15 protein-coding genes are annotated in these 18,206 nt (G+C 59.8%); 10 read left to right on the top strand and 5 right to left on the bottom strand.

What is annotated here, in order from left to right; translation table 11 throughout:
- Nucleotides 1–203: 203 nt before the first annotated feature.
- Nucleotides 204–833 carry a PEP-CTERM sorting domain-containing protein gene (locus tag ACQK2L_RS20105; RefSeq protein ID WP_425398832.1) on the top strand — a complete coding sequence of 210 codons (630 nt, stop codon included), beginning with the start codon at nt 204–206 and terminating at the stop codon, nt 831–833.
- Between the two features lie 148 nt (nt 834–981).
- On the top strand, nt 982–2,460 hold the full coding sequence (locus ACQK2L_RS20100) for a tetratricopeptide repeat-containing sulfotransferase family protein (RefSeq protein ID WP_425398831.1): 1,479 nt from the start codon (nt 982–984) through the stop codon (nt 2,458–2,460).
- A gap of 96 nt (nt 2,461–2,556) precedes the next feature.
- Here the strand turns inward: ACQK2L_RS20100 and ACQK2L_RS20095 are convergent, their stop codons facing one another.
- The 4 genes from ACQK2L_RS20095 to ACQK2L_RS20080 all read right to left on the bottom strand — a co-directional run bounded on the left by ACQK2L_RS20095 (nt 2,557) and on the right by ACQK2L_RS20080 (nt 6,436).
- Nucleotides 2,557–3,849 (bottom strand): hypothetical protein, encoded by a 1,293-nt coding sequence (locus tag ACQK2L_RS20095; RefSeq protein ID WP_425398830.1) that lies wholly within the window; start codon nt 3,847–3,849, stop codon nt 2,557–2,559.
- A gap of 136 nt (nt 3,850–3,985) precedes the next feature.
- The gene (locus tag ACQK2L_RS20090; RefSeq protein WP_425398829.1) at nt 3,986–5,182 is read right to left on the bottom strand and encodes a hypothetical protein; all 1,197 of its coding nucleotides are present in this window, start codon (nt 5,180–5,182) and stop codon (nt 3,986–3,988) included.
- A gap of 132 nt (nt 5,183–5,314) precedes the next feature.
- Nucleotides 5,315–6,127 carry a TatD family hydrolase gene (locus tag ACQK2L_RS20085; protein ID WP_425398828.1) on the bottom strand — a complete coding sequence of 271 codons (813 nt, stop codon included), beginning with the start codon at nt 6,125–6,127 and terminating at the stop codon, nt 5,315–5,317.
- A 51-nt stretch (nt 6,128–6,178) separates the two neighbouring features.
- Entirely contained in the window at nt 6,179–6,436 is a 258-nt protein-coding gene (locus ACQK2L_RS20080) for a hypothetical protein (protein ID WP_425398827.1), read from the bottom strand.
- Between the two features lie 201 nt (nt 6,437–6,637).
- On the opposite strand from ACQK2L_RS20080, the gene ACQK2L_RS20075 reads away from it, so the two are divergent.
- Together ACQK2L_RS20075 and ACQK2L_RS20070 are read left to right on the top strand one after the other, a co-directional pair.
- Nucleotides 6,638–8,239: a HEAT repeat domain-containing protein gene (locus ACQK2L_RS20075; RefSeq protein WP_425398826.1), complete on the top strand. Its 1,602-nt coding sequence runs from the start codon at nt 6,638–6,640 to the stop codon at nt 8,237–8,239.
- Nucleotides 8,239–8,787, top strand: a complete 549-nt coding sequence (locus ACQK2L_RS20070) for a hypothetical protein (protein ID WP_425398825.1) — start codon at nt 8,239–8,241, stop codon at nt 8,785–8,787. The genes ACQK2L_RS20075 and ACQK2L_RS20070 overlap by 1 nt, the downstream gene beginning before the upstream one ends.
- Before the next feature lie 15 nt (nt 8,788–8,802).
- Here the strand turns inward: ACQK2L_RS20070 and ACQK2L_RS20065 are convergent, their stop codons facing one another.
- Nucleotides 8,803–10,185, bottom strand: coding sequence for a hypothetical protein (locus ACQK2L_RS20065; protein ID WP_425398824.1), 1,383 nt, complete (start codon nt 10,183–10,185; stop codon nt 8,803–8,805).
- A gap of 185 nt (nt 10,186–10,370) precedes the next feature.
- On the opposite strand from ACQK2L_RS20065, the gene polA reads away from it, so the two are divergent.
- The 6 genes from polA (at nt 10,371) to ftsY (ending at nt 17,762) form a co-directional block, all read left to right on the top strand.
- Nucleotides 10,371–13,175: a DNA polymerase I gene (polA, locus tag ACQK2L_RS20060; RefSeq protein ID WP_425398823.1), complete on the top strand. Its 2,805-nt coding sequence runs from the start codon at nt 10,371–10,373 to the stop codon at nt 13,173–13,175.
- 97 nt (nt 13,176–13,272) lie between these two features.
- Nucleotides 13,273–13,887: a dephospho-CoA kinase gene (gene coaE / locus ACQK2L_RS20055; RefSeq protein WP_425398822.1), complete on the top strand. Its 615-nt coding sequence runs from the start codon at nt 13,273–13,275 to the stop codon at nt 13,885–13,887.
- A gap of 268 nt (nt 13,888–14,155) precedes the next feature.
- Nucleotides 14,156–15,637 (top strand): transcription termination factor Rho, encoded by a 1,482-nt coding sequence (rho, locus tag ACQK2L_RS20050; RefSeq protein ID WP_425398821.1) that lies wholly within the window; start codon nt 14,156–14,158, stop codon nt 15,635–15,637.
- Between the two features lie 114 nt (nt 15,638–15,751).
- A complete protein-coding gene (gene ribH, locus ACQK2L_RS20045; RefSeq protein ID WP_425398820.1) occupies nt 15,752–16,219 on the top strand; it encodes a 6,7-dimethyl-8-ribityllumazine synthase in 468 nt (155 codons plus the stop codon).
- A 90-nt stretch (nt 16,220–16,309) separates the two neighbouring features.
- Entirely contained in the window at nt 16,310–16,747 is a 438-nt protein-coding gene (gene nusB / locus ACQK2L_RS20040; protein WP_425398819.1) for a transcription antitermination factor NusB, read from the top strand.
- Between the two features lie 94 nt (nt 16,748–16,841).
- On the top strand, nt 16,842–17,762 hold the full coding sequence (ftsY, locus tag ACQK2L_RS20035; protein ID WP_425398818.1) for a signal recognition particle-docking protein FtsY: 921 nt from the start codon (nt 16,842–16,844) through the stop codon (nt 17,760–17,762).
- The last annotated feature ends 444 nt before the right edge of the window (nt 17,763–18,206 follow it).

Genomic DNA, 18,206 nt, shown 5'->3' with positions numbered 1-18,206 from the left:
CCCGGACCCGCGGTAAGTTCCTTTCGAATCGCAGGTTAGAGCAATCCCAGTGGGCGTGGCAAAAAATGCCAAATTGTTTGCGCGGAGGGTCGTTGCACGTGATTCAAGGCCTAGCAAAAATCATAGCGTAAGAGGCCAATCTCTGGATGATATCACTCACTGTTGCTCCACCTGGAATCGCTCACTTGGAAGGGATAGGATTAATGAGAGTTAACAATCTGACGAGAGGTCTGTCCGCCGCCCTGGCTGCCGGTGGCCTAGTAGTCCTGGCCGAAAATGCAACTAGCGCCACAATTCTTACGGGCCTTGCTTCCACTAACGACCCTGTACCAACTGATCACGGTTCTAACGCCCCTGGTACGCCAAACGTAGCTCTGGCCTGGGATTCAGACTGGGACCAATATAGTGGCTGGCCCAATGACCCCGGCGATGGAGTTTATCAGCACGATAACGACATTGGCAGTCCTCATACCATTGTGCTTACGCCAGAACTTGGAGTGGATGTCACACTTACGTCCCTCGATCTCAACGTCTGGACTGGCGGCGGCGACACCGATGTTGACTGGTCCGTGACAGGCTCCATCAGTGGCCTGCTAGGCAGTGGTACATGGAGCACTCCTGACGCTAGCGTAGTCACGAACCCGATTGGTCTCTCTGGCACTGGGAGCGAGTCACTCACGTTGAGCCTTACACAGACTTCAGGGTCAGCCTCCTATTTGGCTGTCGACAATCTTGCATTCGACCAGACAGGTTCTCCCATTCCTGAACCAGCCACGCTGGCGCTGCTTGGCCTGGGCGGATTTGGCGCAGCGGCCATGCGACGCAAGAGTTAAACAGCACTCGCAGATTTGCTAAACGACAGGCAGCACAAACCGCCCTTTTCCAAGCACTGCTCGGGGGAGGGCGTTTGTCGTTCTGGCAGCAACAGATGTACGGATTGGATATGTTCCCGCTCCTTGCCCATAGTCGGACTAGCCGACCGTGAACTCTGGCGACATCAACCACTTACTGGCTATTAGCGACACTCCCGCCTCGCTTTCTACACTTGACCCAACGAAGGTGGCTGAAATCGCGTTCGCTCTGTGGAGAGCTTATGAGTACGAGCGCGCAGAGCAACTCTTCAAACTAATCCTAGAAGAATCTCACTCGACCATCGAGAACATTCTTCAGATCGCCAAATGCTATTTTCAATCCGGGCGATTCGGTAAGTCGGTTGATGCTATGGCCCATGCCATTCGCCGTCAGAAAATGCCGGAAGCAGAGTTATATGTCCAGTACGCCTGGACTCTTGAAAGAGATAACCAATTCGAACAAGCTCGGGAGCAATTGAGCAAAGCGTTGGAGATCGACCCTAGTTCCGCACGGGGTGTACGATTGCTCGCTCACCTGGAGAAGCGCGAGGGCAGGTACGAATCTGCCGAAACTCTGTTGACGCGGCATCTGAAGGAGTATCCTAGCTCCTTCGATTGGGGACTTCGGTACGAGTTGGCGTCGTCACTCGATCGGTTGGGGCAGTTTGATGAAGCTTGGGAACAATTGCAACTTGCTAAATCCCAGCTCCACCCCCGAGCCATACCACAGTTGAAGGTCTCCTACGCAATTCGTCATCGTCAGTGGGAGATTGCCAGGGAGATCACCGATGTCGATCTGCGCAATTGGCAACGAGATGCGGAATCGATAGGCCAGCCTCACAACGTGGCCATTCTCGCCGGGTTTCCTCGATCTGGCACGACACTATTGGAGCAAGTGCTTGCAAGCAACTCGAAGTGCGTCGGTACGGATGAGTCGGGCATCGTCAATACACAATTCTCGGTTCCGCTCCTGTGGGAGGCAGCTACAGCATTCGACGCCGTGGTGGAATTGCGATCATTCGGGGCCCAATCCATCGACGCAGGTCGCCAAGCTTACCTCAAGTTCAGCGAAGCCCTCTTGGGAGAGCGGATAGACGATCGCTTGCTAGTCGAAAAGGACCCACTGGCGACACCCGAGTTATGCATGTTTCTGCGTTTATTCCCCGAGGCAAAAGTGCTCATGCCGATTCGAGATCCCCGGGATGTTATTGTCAGTTATTTTTTCACCTTGGTACCACTCAACTGGAATAGCGCGCCTTCGATCGATGTGGTACAGGCAAGTAGGTTTTACGTCGACTGCATGCGTCACTGGCTGCTTTGGAAAACCAAGCTCAAGCAATGCTGGATGGAAACGAGTTACGAAAGGATGACAGTAGAACCGGCAGACTGCGTACGCCGTGTCACGGACTTTCTAGGCTTGGAATGGGAGCCAGAAATGCTCGACACGAAGAACCGATCCGATCGCGCCGCCGTGCGAACTCCAACTTATGACGACATCACGAAGCCCATTGACAGCAGAGCCGTAGGTCGGTGGAAAAACTACGAGCGACACCTAGCCGGAGCGCTCGAGATTCTCAACCCTTTTGTAGAGCAGTTTGGTTATGAGTAAGTCTCGGCCCATCGATCGAATGGTGGGACAAAACCCCCGGTTTTGGGCCAATGGATCGTGTGTTGGGGCAAAACTCTTCGGGGCAGAACCGCCCGGTTAGCGGTCGCGGTCGAACATGCCGGGCAGCTCGCACATCAGCGTGTCGGCGATCCACAGCGACTCGCCTTTGGTGAGCGAGTCGATCTCCAGCAGCGTGGTGTTGCTGGTGTCGATGAGCGCCAGGCGGTACTCGCCGGTGCTGGTTTGCGTGGTGGAAAACTTGATGGGGGGATTACTGACCTTGTTCGAAGTGCCTCCTTGCGCCAGCTCAATCCGGTCGAGCCGGTCGAAATCGAACTGCTTGGTCCTGCCGAACAGCGGGCACCACCAGCGGTGTTCGATGCGGCCGAGCCGGAACGTGTATCGCGAGCCCCACGCCGGGGCGGTGAGTGCGGCCAGCAACGCGAACAAGATCACCAGGCCGATCACCTCGAACGGAATGAGGAAGATCGCCAGGAACCACTGAAAGTCCTCGAACAACTGCAACACAAACACACTGACAATGCCATTCCAGAACAAGCAGATGAATAGACTGCCGAGTATGGCCGCGAGCGACCAGCGCCCGCGATTGATAAACACCAGCGCGCGGCCTTCGCGACTAAGTTGCCAGGAAGAGTCCGACGGGCGCTCCCAGCGATCACGCGAGGGAACAAACACCACAGCCCGATGCGATCTCTCTTCAACGTCGTGCTGCTGGTCGTCGAGTTCGTCCTCGATTGGTTCGCCGGAGAATCCTTCGTCCAGATCGCGTGACTCTGCGTCGCGCTTACGTACCGCATCCCGCGACGTCATGGCGGCGCGGTCGGGCGCCATGCGGTTCAAGCACACGTTAATCGTCTCGGCAAGCCACTCGGCCTCCGCTTCGTCGATACCTTTGGCGAACTCGACGGGGCTACCGAGCGTGTTGATCGAGATCATCCACTGGCGCGTGGGAGGCCCGTTCTCCTGGTGGGTGAGGTTCTCGTCGACCTGCGCCAACTCGACTTCGTCGATCGGCACTTCGCGGTCGGAAATGGTTATCAAGGCTTGTGTCGTGGCCTGCAACGAGTGTCGACCGAGCACCAGACATTGCCTGCCAAACAGCATGTAGATCACCAGCCCCGCCACCACGAACCACGCGGTGAAGAACGGAACGGAGAACAGCAGCATAAACCACTCGAACTCGGTCAGCAGTTTATAGAACATCACCCCACAGCCAGCCGACCACCCGGTGAGCCACAGCATGAGAAATAGTAGCGGCCCCCAAGTGACCCTGCGCCACCGGAGGATGAGTTCGTCCCCCACCAGATCGATCTGCACCCGCGGCTTGGCGGGCATGGGGGCTGTGGTTTCGAACAGTTGGGTTGCCATGAATCCTGAGCAATGGAGCAATCGAGAAATGCGAGTCGGCCCGCAAAATGTACATTGCTACTTCGCTACCCGGAAGTCGAGATTGGCGGTTTGGACGGGAGTACCGCATTTCCTTGCGATTCGGGGCAAAGTCAGTTCAGCGCCCCTGCTGAACAGCTCCGGGCAGTTCCCGAGCAATCGTGTCGGCGATCCAGAGGGCTTCGCCCGCGGTGAGCGAGTCGATGCTCCCGATCCGCTTACGCATGCTGTCCACCAAGACCACTTTGCAGTTGCCCGAAGTTATGTGCCGCATACCGAGCCAACGCAGATTGAAGCCTTCCGAGCGATGGTTGTAGTCGCGAATCTTCAACAGGCCGAGCGCGTCAAACTCCACGAGGCTTGTTTTTGCAAACAGCGGGCACGACCAACGGTGTTCGACACTGTCGATTCGTATGGTGTATCGTTCGGCCCAGGCTGGCGCCGTCAACTCGCTCAGCAGCGAAGCAACAAAGCAAATGCCAAGCACGACGGTCGGAATCAAGAGCAGCGACAAGAATACACTAGATTGCGCAAGCTGGAACCAGGCACCAACTACTCCCATCCAGCATATATTAAGAAGCAGCAATCCGACGATGTCGCTGAACGACCACCGCCTGCGATTGGAAAGTTCAATTGCGTCGACAGTCACCAACACCTTCCAGGTGCTATCGGATGGCTTGGGGTAGCGTTCTTGCGCCGTCGTGAACTCAATCCCGCCACTACCCTCCAGATCACCGTCGGGCCACGGGTCGAAGTCGTTAAGCTTCCTGAGACGCTCACACATTTGGTGGATTGGTCGACGGGGTGTGCGGCTGCGGATACAAGAGTAAATCACCTCGGCCAACCACTCCGCCTCTTCGTCGTCAATTCCCACGGCGAACTGCGCCGGATTACCGAAGGTAGTGATCGCAATGATGCCGTAACGAGTGAGTAATCTGTTGTTGTGTCGAGCCCATATGGAACCGGGTTTCACGCGCAAAACTTCACCGAGGGGGATGCGACGAGCGTCACAGAAGCCAAGCGAATAGTACTTCACTTCAAGAGAGTCGGGCGAGATGGCCAAACTCTCCCTGCCAAATAGCACGATGGCCAATGAGTATGCCAAGAAGATCCAAACCAAAGCGAGCAGCGGAATAGTCAGCAGCACAAACCACTGAAAGTCAGTGAGCAGCCAGTGGATTGCAAACACAATCAAAGCCGACAATGCAGACAGCAACACACCAAGGTAGAAACCAGACCACCTAGAGGGCTTGTACCATTCGAACCGCGTCTCATCCCCCACCAGATCGATCTGCACCCGCGGCTTAGCGGGCATGGGGGCTTTGGTTTCAAACAGTTGGGTTGCCATGAAGTGCGCACGAGAGAACGAATTTGCCAAGCGACCCGGCTCGTCCTCGAACCCGGTACCACCAGGTTCATTGCCGGCTCGCGATGGGTATGTACTCGTCTACTTCGCTACTTGGAAGTCGAAATTGGCGCTTTGGCTGAAGAACTTCAGCGGATTTTCGTACACCACCTGGCGGATCAAGGATTCCGAATGACCTCGCTTGCGCATCGCCATGATGAAGTCGGGCACGGCCGTGGGTTTCGACGGGCCCCAGTCGCCGGCCGAGTTTACCAGCAGTCGCTCGGGGCCGTACATCTCGACCATGTCGGCCGCGCGTTCCGGCGTGCACTTACTCACCGGGTACAGCGTCATGCCGGCCCAGAAGCCCTCCTCCAGCACCGGGCGGACCGTGTGCTCTTCGACGTGGTCGACCAGCACGCGGGTACGGTCGATGCGGGAGTCGCCGGTGAGCATGTCGAGGATCATCCGCGTACCTTGGTACTTGTCCTCCAGGTGCGGCGTGTGGATGAGAATCTGCTGGTTGGTTTCGACCGCCAGATCGATGTGCTCGAGAAACACGGTCGCCTCATTGCGGGTGTTCTTGTTGAGGCCAATCTCGCCGATGCCCAACACGCCGGGGCGATTCAGGAACTCGGGGATCATGTCGATCACTTCGCGGGCGAGCGACACGTTCTCGGCTTCCTTGGCGTTGATGCACAGCCAGGTGTAGTGCTGGATGCCATACCAGCCGGCGCGGCGCGGCTCGAAGTCGGTGAGTTGCTCGAAGTAGTCGCGAAAGCCGTCGACGCTGCCGCGGTCGTACCCGGCCCAGAACGCGGGCTCGCTCACCGCGACGCACCCCATCTTGGCCAGGGTCTCGTAGTCGTCGGTGGTGCGCGACACCATGTGGATGTGAGGGTCGATGTATTGCATGGCAGGGGGTCTGGAGGGGAATGGCGAAGGAGCGCGGCGGATACGGGCCGCCTAGACCTCCATGTTGTCGCGCCAGCGATCTTCGTAGGCGCGGCTGAACAGCAACTGGATCCGCTCGGCACGGTTCGGCCCCGGGCGAAGCAGCGTTTCGATGGCGGTGCGGAAGGTGTCCATCGTCTGGGCGTCGGGCAGCGGTTCGACGGCCCGTTCGATGCGGTCGAGCCCCGCAGCCACTTCCAGCAGCTTGGCTCGCAGCGGGAGCAGTTCGGCTTCGAGCACTTGCTGCGCCGATCGTTCAGCGGGGGTCATGGTGAAACTCCGGCCAGAGGGGTCGTTTTTGACATATCCTTTAGTTTGCCTACCGCAGTGGTGCTGTGCAACGTCCACCGCAGCGTGCGGGCCGTTACAACCGTTAAAACCCGACGAGCTTTCAATCTGAGAGCTCCAGTTTGCCGAGGCTGTCGAAAGGTTCGACACTCGGTGCGCTTTTTTCGTTACCAGGCTCAAAGTATGGCGGCAGTCGGTTTTCAACGCACGCTCAGCAAATTGTGGCGAACGCCCAACCGTTCGGCCGCCGATGCGCTGATCGAAGGGATCACCGGTCCTTCGGCCGCGGTACGGAATGGCTCGATCGCCGCCCTGCAGCGCCGTCGGGACGAAACCAGCCAGCGGAAGTTCCTCAGCGTGTTTCCGCAGTTCACGGAAGCGGAGGTTTCTTCGCTGGGCGACATCTCGGCCAAGCTACGTACTACGCTACGCAAATTGCTTGCCGAACACGATAGCGAGTCGTCCCGCATCGCGTGTCACTACATCATGACCTGCCGGGCGTTCGACGAGTTTCCGGCACTGGTCACCGCGGCATGCGATCCCAAGCACCCTGGCGGCGAAGCGATGGCCAGCCTGTCGCTCGATCTGGCCAGGGCGCTACACGACGAGATTCTGTCCTACCGGCGCAGTCCGCGCGGCCGCGATCCTTCGTTTGCACGTCGGTGGGCGCTGGCAGCGTTGTCGAAGGCCGTGGACCAGTTCAGCACGCATCGCCGTGTGGAGCTGCTCGAAGCGTTCCTGCTGATCACCACGCCCAGCAATCACACGTTCACGAGCCTGTTGACCGACGCCGATCACCCGGGGCACAAGCCGCTGATGACGCTGCTGGAAACCAGCCAGTCGGAAGGGGCCATTGAGGTGCTGGCGAAGCTGTTCGAAGACACGGGCACTCCGCTCATGTTGCTGGAGACGGCCGCCGAGCGTAACGACTCGCACTTCCGCGAAGTGTTCCTCAAGTCGATTGGCCATCCGGCAAGCTCGCGGGTGCGGGAGAACATCGCGCGGTTGAAGAGGATTCCGCTGCTCGAAAAGCCCACGGACGATTGGTTCGAGCTGCCAGCCGAATCGCAAGCGGTGGCTGTGCAGATGGTGAGCGCTTCGAGGCTCTCGCGCCGCACGAAGCTGGGCATTTACGACGAGTTCATGGCCCGCGGCGAACCTCTGGCGCGGATGGCGGCTTGCGAGGCGATGGGAAGCATCGAGCTTCCCGAGGTCACCGCGCGATTGAAGGACTTGCTGAGCGACTCCGATCCGCAAATCGCGGCCTTCGCCGCCCGGTCGCTCCGCCAGCACGGCTACGGCGGCGCCGTGGAACAGCTCTCGAAACTACTGGATCACGCGGACGACACGGTACGCGAGATCGCCAAGAAGAGTTTGCAGGACTTCACCTTCCTTCGCTACGCGGGCAAGTTCGATAGCCTCGACGAAAAGGCACGCCGCGACTTGGGCCGCATTGTTCGTTCGTCGGATGATTCGGCGCTCGATCAATTGCGACGTGAAATCAGTGCGGCCGTGTTGCCTCGCAAGCTTCGCGGGCTGCAAATGGCTGCAGCGATGGAAGTGGTGGACGAGCTACTCGAAGTGCTCGTCAAGCAAGTCCAGCATCAAGACGCTGCAGTACGCGCCGAAGCCGTACAAGCGCTGGCTTCGTCGCGCACAAAGCTGGCAAGTGACGCGATCAGCAAAGCGGCGACCGATGCCAACGCCCTGGTTCGCAATCGTGCCAACGAGGCCCTGCGCGAACTGGAAGCCAACAGCCCGCAACCAGAGAAGGAGGCAAAGTGATGCGTTTCACTGCTGCTAATCTCGACTGGTTGCCGCTCGCCAACCGCGAGGCGTGGCAAAGCCTGGGCAATCGCTTCAGTGGCGACCACACCAAATTCAACATGGGCGACCTGTGGGGCCTGCTGGGCATCGTGCTGGCGGGCATTGCACTCGTGTGGCTGCTCAATTGGATCTATCGCCGCCAACAAGCGAGGCGGTTGAGCAACGAACCGCGGCACCTGTTTATCGACCTGTGCCGCGCGCATCGCCTTTCGCGACGAGATCGGCGACGCCTGCTTCACCTGGCCGAAGAATTCGACATTTCCTCAGCGGTCATGCTGTTCGTTCGCCCGGACCTGTTTGCAGCCGAGAACATGTCGACCGACAACGAGAAGGAGCTAGCCGCCTACCAGCGGTTGGCGGACAAGCTGTTTGCAGGCCTTGAATCGCTAACGCCCCGAAAGCAACAGCCTTCGGTAGCGACTCCACAGGCCAAGCCAAGCTCGGCGCCGCCGATAGTGGCAATCGCGCCGGAAACCGTTAGCGCGCCCGTGCAACCTACGCAGTAGTGACTCGTGTGCGTTTTACGGCGCTGAGTACTGGACCCGCGGACGCAAGTCGCCGCGTGCCGGAGCAGGGCGGGGGCGGAAGTCGCTGGCATTGACGCCGGCGCCCAGGTTCACCGAACGATCGTTCGGCTTGTAGCCCATTTGATTGAGGAAGTCGGTGACCGAGATCAACTCGATGCCGAGCGCGCTAGCCTGGGTGTGCATGTCGTCCCAGGTCTGGCGAACTGCCGCGTCGTTGGTGCGATCAGAGCGTTCGCCGAAGACCATGTAGCGGGTTTCGGCGGACATCTCGCCTTCCATCACGTTAGTTTCGGGATTCGGGTAGGCATCGACGACACCGCCATTGAGCTCGATCAGGTCCTTGGCCAGTTGCAGGTCACTGCGCCCGTCGCCATCGAGGTCGATCAATCCCGTGAGGGCGAAGTGCTGCGGCTTGCCATGGTGCCAAACCTGGCTGTAGATGTAGTCGCCCGGCAGAATCGGGTTCCGCGGATCGTCGTCAGTCACGCGGCATTCGGCCATGTGCTCGCCGAGCAGGCGAACCACTTCCAGGGCACCCTTCTTATCGGCCTTGCCCGCGTCGGTGTCCTCGGTGTCGTAGACACTGAAGGTCACCTGCTGCCGCAGCGCGTCGGCCGAGCCCAGATTGATCCACACGGTGTTGTTCCCCTGGTTTACCCAGGTGATCTTGCCATCGGCAACCTCAAAGGAGAAGTCTTCTTGCTTGCGCTGATCCTTCAAGGTGACGATCGTCTTCTCCAGCGTCCGAGACTTCTCTTGCGCTTCGTTTCGAGCGGCGACCAGTTGACTGCGTTCCTGGTCGAACGCGAGTGTCAGGTCGGAGTTCTGTTTGGCCAATGCGGCTTTGCTCTGCTCAAGTGCGGCGCGGGCTTGGGTGAACTGGTTTCGCTGGGCGGCGGCCTCTTGTTCGATCTGCTCCTTGTCGGCCTGCAGTTGAGCGATTTGACGCTGGTGACCCTTCTCGATCTCTGTCAGTTTGAGTTCGAGCGCCTTGTTCTTATCCTGCGCCACGGTTTGGGTCTGAGCCAGTTCCTGCGTCGACTGCCACATCAGTTGCAAGGCGTCGCGGTAGTTTCGTTTGTCATCCGGCAGCGTTCCCGCCATCCGGGCCATGTCGTCTTCCACTTGCTTCTTGACCACCGCCTCGTGCTCGGCGAATCGGTCGAAGCCCATCCACTGACGCAGGTCCTCGTTCTCGACCGACATGTTGTTGGCCGCCGAACGTTGGTTGTTGCGATCCTCAGTCATCGCAGCCAGTTGCTGACTCGCGTCGCTCGCCTGCTTGTAGAAGTAGTACGTGAACGCAATGAATCCAACCAACAGAATGGCGAATACGATGAGGGCGATTTGCAGCGTCTGATCCTGACGGGCGGCCATCGAGGTACCTATGCGGGGAAGGGGGCGAGGTGGGATGGAGGGAGCTGTAAGGTCTCGATACAGTCTAAGCCCAGCGCTCGACGAGGTTGCTTTCGGTGTTCCGGTTAAGGTCGAGGCGAAATCGACCTAAGTCCAATTTAGTTAGGGGATTAACGCGTGTCAACGAAACGCATATAACGGATCGCATGAGACAGCAGCAACTGCCCGGCTACGAAGAGCCCCAGGCCACGACTACGCCCGATGAGGTGAATTCCGCCCCCCAAGCGGGTGAGACGGTGTACGTGATCGACTCGCATTCGCTGATTTTTCAGGTGTTTCACGCCATTGGCGAGATGACCAGCCCGCGGGGCGAACCGGTTTCGGCCGTGTACGGGTTCCTGCGCGACCTGCTGTTCCTGGTCGAGGACCGCAAGCCGGACTTCCTGTTCGCCGCGTTCGACATGCCGGGTCCGACTTTTCGGCACGACCTGTACGACCCGTACAAAGCGGACCGCAGCGAGATGCCTGAGGACCTGGTCCCGCAGATTCCCAAGATCGAACAACTGCTCACCGCCTTCGCGGTGCCGGTGATCGGCAAGCCGGGCTACGAGGCGGACGACGTGCTGGCCACCATCGCCCGAGAGTGCGACGAGCAAGGCCTCCGCTGCATGTTGGTGACCGGCGACAAGGACTGTCGGCAGCTGATCACCAATAACGTGAGCATCTACAACATCCGCAAGAATCAGGAGTTCGGTGCTACCGAACTCTATGGCGACTGGGGAATCCGGCCCGATCAGGTGGTCGACTTCCAATCGTTGGTCGGCGACAAAGTCGACAACGTGCCCGGCGTGCCGCTCATCGGACCGAAGATCGCCCGCGAGCTGCTCGAGACCTACAACACGCTCGATGAGGTGCTCGCCAACGCGGCGAACGTGAAGGGCGCGAAGCGTAGCCAGAACCTTCAGGACTACGCCGACGACGCTCGCATGTCGCGCGAGCTAGTGCGATTGGACGCCAACGTGCCGGTGGAGATCGACTGGCCCAGCGCTCGGCCGGGCAACTACGACGCCGAACGTGTGGCCGAGTTGTGCACCGACTTCGGCTTCAAAGGCTTGGCTACCCGCGCCCAATCGCTCACCGGCAAAGCAAAGAAGAAGAGCACCGCCCCCAAGCTGGACACAAACTACACGGTGGTTTCCAGTCTCGACCGGCTAGCGAAGCTGGTCGAGGAAATCCGCTCCGCCGAGCGGTTGTCGGTCGACACCGAAACGACCAGCGTGAATCCTCGCGCGGCCCAGCTGGTGGGCATTTCGCTCGCCTGGCAGCCGGGCACGGCGTACTACGTGCCGATCCGCGCTCCCGAGGGCGACGTGCAACTCGAGGAACAAGCCGTGTTGGAGTGCCTCCGCCCGGTGCTCGAGGACGCGTCGATCGCGAAGATCGGTCAGAACCTGAAATACGACATTACGGTCTTTCGCACCGCCGGAGTTAAGCTGGCTGGCGTGGATTTCGACACCATTGTCGCCAGCTACCTGCTCGACGCGGGCGAGCGTTCGCACAGCATGGACGAGCTGGCCGAGAAGTACCTCGATCATCAGACAACCAAGATCGATACCCTGATTGGCAAGGGAAAGAACCAAAAGCGAATGGACGAAGTGCCCGTCGCTCAGATTGGTCACTACGCTGCCGAGGATGCCGACATTCCCCTGCGCCTGCAGCCGTTGCTTGCCGAGCGGCTGCAAGCGGAAGAGCTGGACGAGTTGAACTCCACGCTCGAAGTGCCGCTGATCGAAGTGCTGGCGGAGTTGGAATTCAACGGCATTCGCGTGGATGTCGCCCGACTCGACGAGTTGAGCACCCAATTTGGCGAGCGGCTGCAGACCCTGGAAGAAGAGATCGAGGAGCTGGCCGGGCATCCGTTCAACATCGCTTCGCCCAAGCAACTGGCGCAGGTGCTGTTCACCGAGCAACAGCTGCCGGTCATCCGGAAGACCAAGACGGGCCCCAGCACCGATGCCAGCGTGCTGGAGGAACTCGCCGAGCAGCACCCGCTGCCGGCCAAGATCATCGAGCACCGCGGCTACGCCAAGCTCAAAGGCACCTACGTCGACGCACTGCCGACAATGGTTCACCCCGAAACCGGCCGCGTTCATGCATCGTTCAACCAGGTGGTCGCAGCCACGGGGCGGCTCAGCTCCAGCGACCCTAACCTGCAGAACATCCCCATCCGCACGGAGGTCGGCCGCGAAATCCGCTCGGCGTTTACCGCCGGCGCCGATGGTTGGCAGCTACTGGCGGCCGACTATTCGCAGATCGAACTACGGGTGCTGGCACACTTCTCCGAGGACGAGACGCTGTGCGACGCATTCGCCAGCGGGCAGGACATCCATACGCTGGTCGCCAGCCAGGTGAACGAGGTTGCCCTGGACGAAGTGACCAGCGACATGCGACGCGGCGCCAAGGCGGTGAACTTCGGCATTATCTACGGGCAGAGCCCGTTCGGACTGGCCAAGTCGCTTGGCATCTCGAAGCAAGAAGCGGCCCGGTTTATCAACGAGTACTTCGCCCGCTATCCCGGCGTGGGCGACTTCATGCACGAAACGCTGGCCGATTGCCGCCGCGATGGATTCGTCAAAACGCTGCTGGGACGCCGCCGGGCCATCTCCGGCATTCGCTCGCCTCGTAAGCCCAAAGACGCGCTGTTCGAGGATCGCCCCGCGCCGGTGCAGTTGAACCTTCCCGAACGAACCGCGGTGAACACCGTGATTCAAGGCACCGCGGCCGACCTGATCAAGCTCGCCATGCTGGCCATCTACCGCCGCATGCGCGACGAAGGGATGCAGGCCAAGATGGTCCTTCAGATACACGACGAACTGGTATTCGACACGCCAGACGAGGAACTCCAGGCGCTCCGCGAGCTGGTGGTGGAGGAGATGTCGGGCGTGTATGAGCTGCGTGTTCCCCTGGGCGTCGACGTAAAGACCGGTGTAAACTGGGCCAAGTGCGAATAACTGTTGTTTCCAAACGTAGCCGGATTCGCAAGAATTCGGACATGTTGGTTCACCTCCGGATTCTCCCGAATTCGGCTACACTAGCGCCTTTCTTCCAATGTTCACAATCGGTCTTGTAGGTGGTGTTGCTAGCGGCAAGTCGACCGTAGCAGCAATGTTCGCCGAGTTGGGCGCGGTGGTTATCAGCGCCGATCGGATGGCTCACGATGTACTCGCCCAGCCAGACGTCGTAGATCAACTGGTCGCCCGCTGGGGCGATAGCATTCTGGCGGCCGACGGTAGCGTGAATCGCTCGGCGATCGCGCGGCTGGTTTTTGGCGATGCACCCGAGGCCGAAGAGGAGCGCCACTACCTGGAGAGCGTTGTCCATCCGCTCACCCGCCTCGCCGTGGAAGGAAAACGGGAGCGGCTGGCCGCTCAGGGGCAAGAAGTGTTCGTGATCGACGCTCCGCTGCTTTTGGAAGCGGGCTGGGACGCTACGTGCAACACGATTCTGATGGTCGACACACCCGACGAACACAGGGCGGCGAACGCCGTGCGGCGCGGCTGGACGACCGAGGAAATCGACCGCCGCGAGGAAGCGCAACTGCCGCTGGAAATCAAGCGCCACCGTTCGGATGTCGTGATCGACAACAGCGGCGATTTGAACGAAACTCGCGAACAAGTCCGCATCTTCTGGCGCGAGGTCGTCGTCCCGCAACTGGGCGATTGAGAAGCGAAATTGCGGAGTGTCCTGTAACTGGGCGCCACGTGTTTTCGCGTTTCCGTATTGTGAATTTTCGCGAATGCTAGCGGAATGCCCTAGATTTCGCTTCCCATGAGGGATAGGTTTTTGCAATAATAGTTGGTGACTTGAGGCGGTGGACACTTTCGTATGAAATTGCCTGCTGCATCCTTTTCCACTATCCCCACCCCCACCGGCGGTGCCTTCCGCGCGCTGCCAAACCGGAACATTTCCTCCTCCAGGAGTCATCGTCATCATGGCCGACACGAATGGCCGTGGAGCGCGCCACGACCGCTCCCACACGCCACACCGTAGGAAGCGTCAGAGCCCACAGAACGGACACCACATCGATCCCGCCCTGCTTGCTAAGCTCGACCGCGAAGAACCGCTAACTATTGCCGAAGAACTCGACAAAGCCGCTGAGCGGGTGCGTCGGGCCGGGGCTGCTATTGCCAAAGGCGACAAACTCGACAGCAATGTCTACGTCGCCGAGCTGCAGCAAATGACCATGCCCGAGCTCATCGCCACCGCGGAGCGCGAGCAGGTCAAGGACACTACGGGCCTGAAAAAGCAGGACCTGATCTTCCGCATCCTCAAGGAGCGGGTGAAGCTGCAAGGCATGATGGTAGGGCAGGGCACGCTGGAAATCCTGCCCGACGGGTTTGGATTCTTGCGGAGTCCCGACTACCACTACCTGTCCTGCCCCGACGACATCTACGTCTCGCCCAGCCAGATCCGCCGCTTCGGCCTGAAAGACGGCGCCACGGTGTGTGGCACCATCCGCCCGCCGAAGGAAAACGAGCGGTATTTTGCGCTCTTGCGGGTCGAGTCGATCAACGACGACGATCCCAACCTGCTCGCTCGCAAGGTGTCGTTCGACGATCTCACGCCGGTTCACCCCGACGGGCGGATCAGCATGGAAACCACCGCCGAAGAACTCGACATGCGGGTGGTCGATATGATTGTGCCCATCGGCTTCGGCCAGCGTGGTCTAATCGTCAGCCCACCGCGGGCCGGCAAGACTATTCTGCTGCAGAAGATGGCCAAGAGCGTGCTGAGCAACTACCCGGACGCCTACGTGATCATGCTGTTGATCGACGAGCGGCCTGAGGAAGTGACCGACATGGAGCGGGAGGTCAAAGGCCCCAACTGCGAGGTGATCTCTAGCACGTTCGACGAAGCCGCCTCGCGGCACATTCAGGTCTCCGAGATGGTGATCGAGAAGGCCAAACGGATGGTCGAATACGGCCGCGATGTGGTTATCTTCCTCGACTCCATCACCCGGCTCGCCCGGGCGTGGAACTCCGAGTGCCCGAACTCCGGCAAGATCCTCTCCGGCGGTATCGACGCCAACGCGATGCAGCGGCCCAAGAAGTTCTTCGGCTCCGCCCGCAAGGTGGAGGAAGGCGGCTCGCTCACCATCGTAGCGACCGCGCTGATCGACACCGGCAGCCGCATGGACGAGGTGATTTTCGAAGAATTCAAAGGCACCGGCAACCAGGAAATCGTGCTCGACCGCTCGTTGGTCGACAAGCGCATCTGGCCCGCCATCGACATCGACCGCAGCGGCACCCGCCGCGAAGAGATGCTGATGGATCCCGAGGAACACCGCCGGGTGTCGATCCTCCGCCGGGTGTTGAGCGAAATGAACCCGCCCGACGCCATGCAGCTCTTAACCGAGCGTCTCCGCAAAACCAAGAGCAATGCGGAGTTCCTCATGAGCATGAAAGAGGCTTAACAGCCCATCCAGAACGTTATTGAAACCGCTGATGGACGCCAATAGCCGCTAATCGTGAATTAGCGTAGATTGGCGTTCACTCAGCGGTTTTCTTTTTAGCTTCAGGTGGCCAACATGCCCAACGTAATCCAACCCGCCCCAGTGCCGACGGACACTCGCATCGCGATTGTCGTGGCCGAGTGGAACAAGAACATCACCCAAAAGCTGCTCGACGGGGCGGTGGCTACGCTTACCGAAAATGGTGTCGCCGACGAGCAAATCGACGTCGCCTGGGTGCCCGGCGCGTGGGAGATACCGCTCGTGTCGATGCGTCTTGCCGAAAGCGGGCAGTACGCTGCGGTGCTTTGCCTCGGTGCGGTGATTCGCGGCGAAACCACGCACGACCAACACATAAATCGCGGGGTGAGCATGGCCATGCTCGACATCGCCCTGGAATTCGACCTGCCCGTGCTGTTCGGTGTGCTGACCTGCAACACGCTGGAGCAAGCCATCCACCGCGCCGGCGGCAATGTCGGCAACAAGGGAAGCGAATGTGCCGAAGCGGCCCTGCAAATGGTGGGGCTGCTGGAAGCCATGAACTAGCGCTGACCGAATAGAGAGTTCGGCACTACTCCACCGACCATCCATCGCCCATAATTCTCTATCCCCAACAGTCTGAAACCCCTCGCTACCATGTCCCGCCGCAGTCGAGCCCGCGAAGTCGCCCTGCAAATCCTCTTCGAGGACGATGTGAATCCGCGCGACACGGTCGAGGCGCTCACCAGCTTCGTCAATGCAAGGCTCAACTCGCCCGACATGGAGGAGTTCTGCCTGTCGTTGATCCTCGGCGTGCGGCGGAATCAGGCGGAGATCGACGAAGCGCTAAACGCCATCGCCCAAAACTGGACCGTCAACCGCATGGCGGCCACCGATCGCAATGTGCTCCGGTTGGGCGCATTCGAGCTGAAATTCACCGAAACGCCCTACAAAGTGGTGATCAACGAGGCCGTAGAACTGGCCAAACGCTACGGCAACGCCAACTCGGCCCAGTTCGTCAACGGAATCCTCGACAAAGTGCGGGCCAGCGACCAGCCGCCCGAAGGCGGCAAAGACGACTCCACTCAGTCGTAGCACCCGAGCCCTCCATACCCTCTTCCGCTCCGGGGCTTTAGAATTGGGGGCAATCTCTACCAATTCGTCGCCAATCCAGCCCCCCGCCGCGCCCATGGGTCTCTTCGATAGCATCAAACAAGGTCTCAAGAAGACCAAGCAGGTTCTCAACACCGACGTTCGCGACCTGTTCAAAAGCGAAGGTCGGCTGATCGACGAGCATTTTCTCGACGATTTACGGGCGATCCTGTTCAAGACCGACATGGGCTACGAGCCGACCGAAGAGCTGGTGGACGAAGTGGCCAAAAGCATGCGGGGCCGCGTGGTCCAGATGGAAGACGTGATCAACGTCCTGAAAACCAAGCTCAAAGAGCTCATGGCACAGGACGAGTCGCCTATTCGGTTCGCCGACAGCGGCCCCTCCATCATCATGGTCTGCGGCGTGAACGGCGCTGGCAAAACCACGTCCATTGCGAAGCTCGCCTGCATGTTCCGCTCCGAGGGCAAGTCGGTGGTGCTGGGCGCAGGCGATACGTTTCGCGCGGCGGCCGTCGAGCAGCTCGGCATTTGGGCCGATCGCCTGGGCGTCGAGTGCGTGAAGGGCCCCGAAGGCGCGCAACCCGCTACGGTCGCCTACCAGGCCGTGGAACACGCCATCAAGAGCGACGCCGATGTCTGCATTGTCGATACGGCGGGCCGGCTGCAGACGCAGAAAAACCTGATGAACGAGCTGACCAAGATCCGCGACTCGATCCGCAAGCAGATCCCCGACGCCCCGCACGAGGTACTGCTGGTGCTCGACGCCACGACGGGCCAGAACGGCATCAGTCAGGCGAACAACTTCGCCGAGGCGGCCGGCTGCACAGGAATTGTGCTGGCCAAGCTCGATGGCACGGCCAAAGGCGGCGTCGTGGTGGCCATTCGGCAGCAGATCGGCCTGCCGGTGAAGTACGTGGGAGTGGGCGAAAAGCACGAAGATTTGGTGCTTTTCAACCCCGACGAATTCGTCGACGAGATGTTCGACGACGCCCTGTAGCTGCTCGCCTAAGTGAATCTCCACGCTGGGGACACTTTAGGCACTCTCCGCTGCCTAGGTAGGCTGCGAGGATCTGCGGCCACTTCTCCCGGGCCGCTCTCTAAGGCGATTCGCGGAAAACCCCTGCACGAAAGCGCGGCCCACGTTGCCCAGTATCGTGGCACCCCCTGCTTGGTGGTCTGCACGTCGGCCATGGCGTCAAAAAACTTTAGGGCATTTAAGTTCTTATCTTTCAACAGCTTGCGCCCTGCGATCGGCCGTCCGCAGGCACCTCTGGCACGGTGCTTGCAAACCTGCTCGGTCACCAAAAGTTGCTCGTGCGGCGGGTGGGCGGTGAGTGAACCGCTAGGGTCGCTGGGGCAAGAAGAAAGCCTGTCCGACGGGGACAGCAACGAGGTACGGCTGTGGGTGGATTCGATTTTTTGGCAGCCCCCTCGTTTGGAT

The organism is Aeoliella sp. (assembly GCF_965227375.1).
Classification (GTDB): Bacteria; Planctomycetota; Planctomycetia; order Pirellulales; family Lacipirellulaceae; genus Aeoliella.
This window is presented reverse-complemented; position numbering and strand designations above follow the sequence as displayed.

What these genes read in the sequence shown, in the direction of transcription:
- ftsY (WP_425398818.1), top strand. Translation starts at nt 16,842, where the DNA reads ATGGGTCTCTTCGATAGCATCAAACAAGGTCTCAAGAAGACCAAGCAG.
- coaE (WP_425398822.1), top strand. Translation starts at nt 13,273, where the DNA reads ATGTTCACAATCGGTCTTGTAGGTGGTGTTGCTAGCGGCAAGTCGACC.
- ACQK2L_RS20080 (WP_425398827.1), bottom strand. Translation starts at nt 6,436, where the DNA reads ATGACCCCCGCTGAACGATCGGCGCAGCAAGTGCTCGAAGCCGAACTG.
- polA (WP_425398823.1), top strand. Translation starts at nt 10,371, where the DNA reads ATGAGACAGCAGCAACTGCCCGGCTACGAAGAGCCCCAGGCCACGACT.
- ACQK2L_RS20090 (WP_425398829.1), bottom strand. Translation starts at nt 5,182, where the DNA reads ATGCCCGCTAAGCCGCGGGTGCAGATCGATCTGGTGGGGGATGAGACG.
- ribH (WP_425398820.1), top strand. Translation starts at nt 15,752, where the DNA reads ATGCCCAACGTAATCCAACCCGCCCCAGTGCCGACGGACACTCGCATC.
- ACQK2L_RS20070 (WP_425398825.1), top strand. Translation starts at nt 8,239, where the DNA reads ATGCGTTTCACTGCTGCTAATCTCGACTGGTTGCCGCTCGCCAACCGC.
- ACQK2L_RS20075 (WP_425398826.1), top strand. Translation starts at nt 6,638, where the DNA reads ATGGCGGCAGTCGGTTTTCAACGCACGCTCAGCAAATTGTGGCGAACG.
- ACQK2L_RS20065 (WP_425398824.1), bottom strand. Translation starts at nt 10,185, where the DNA reads ATGGCCGCCCGTCAGGATCAGACGCTGCAAATCGCCCTCATCGTATTC.
- ACQK2L_RS20085 (WP_425398828.1), bottom strand. Translation starts at nt 6,127, where the DNA reads ATGCAATACATCGACCCTCACATCCACATGGTGTCGCGCACCACCGAC.
- rho (WP_425398821.1), top strand. Translation starts at nt 14,156, where the DNA reads ATGGCCGACACGAATGGCCGTGGAGCGCGCCACGACCGCTCCCACACG.
- nusB (WP_425398819.1), top strand. Translation starts at nt 16,310, where the DNA reads ATGTCCCGCCGCAGTCGAGCCCGCGAAGTCGCCCTGCAAATCCTCTTC.
- ACQK2L_RS20105 (WP_425398832.1), top strand. Translation starts at nt 204, where the DNA reads ATGAGAGTTAACAATCTGACGAGAGGTCTGTCCGCCGCCCTGGCTGCC.
- ACQK2L_RS20095 (WP_425398830.1), bottom strand. Translation starts at nt 3,849, where the DNA reads ATGGCAACCCAACTGTTCGAAACCACAGCCCCCATGCCCGCCAAGCCG.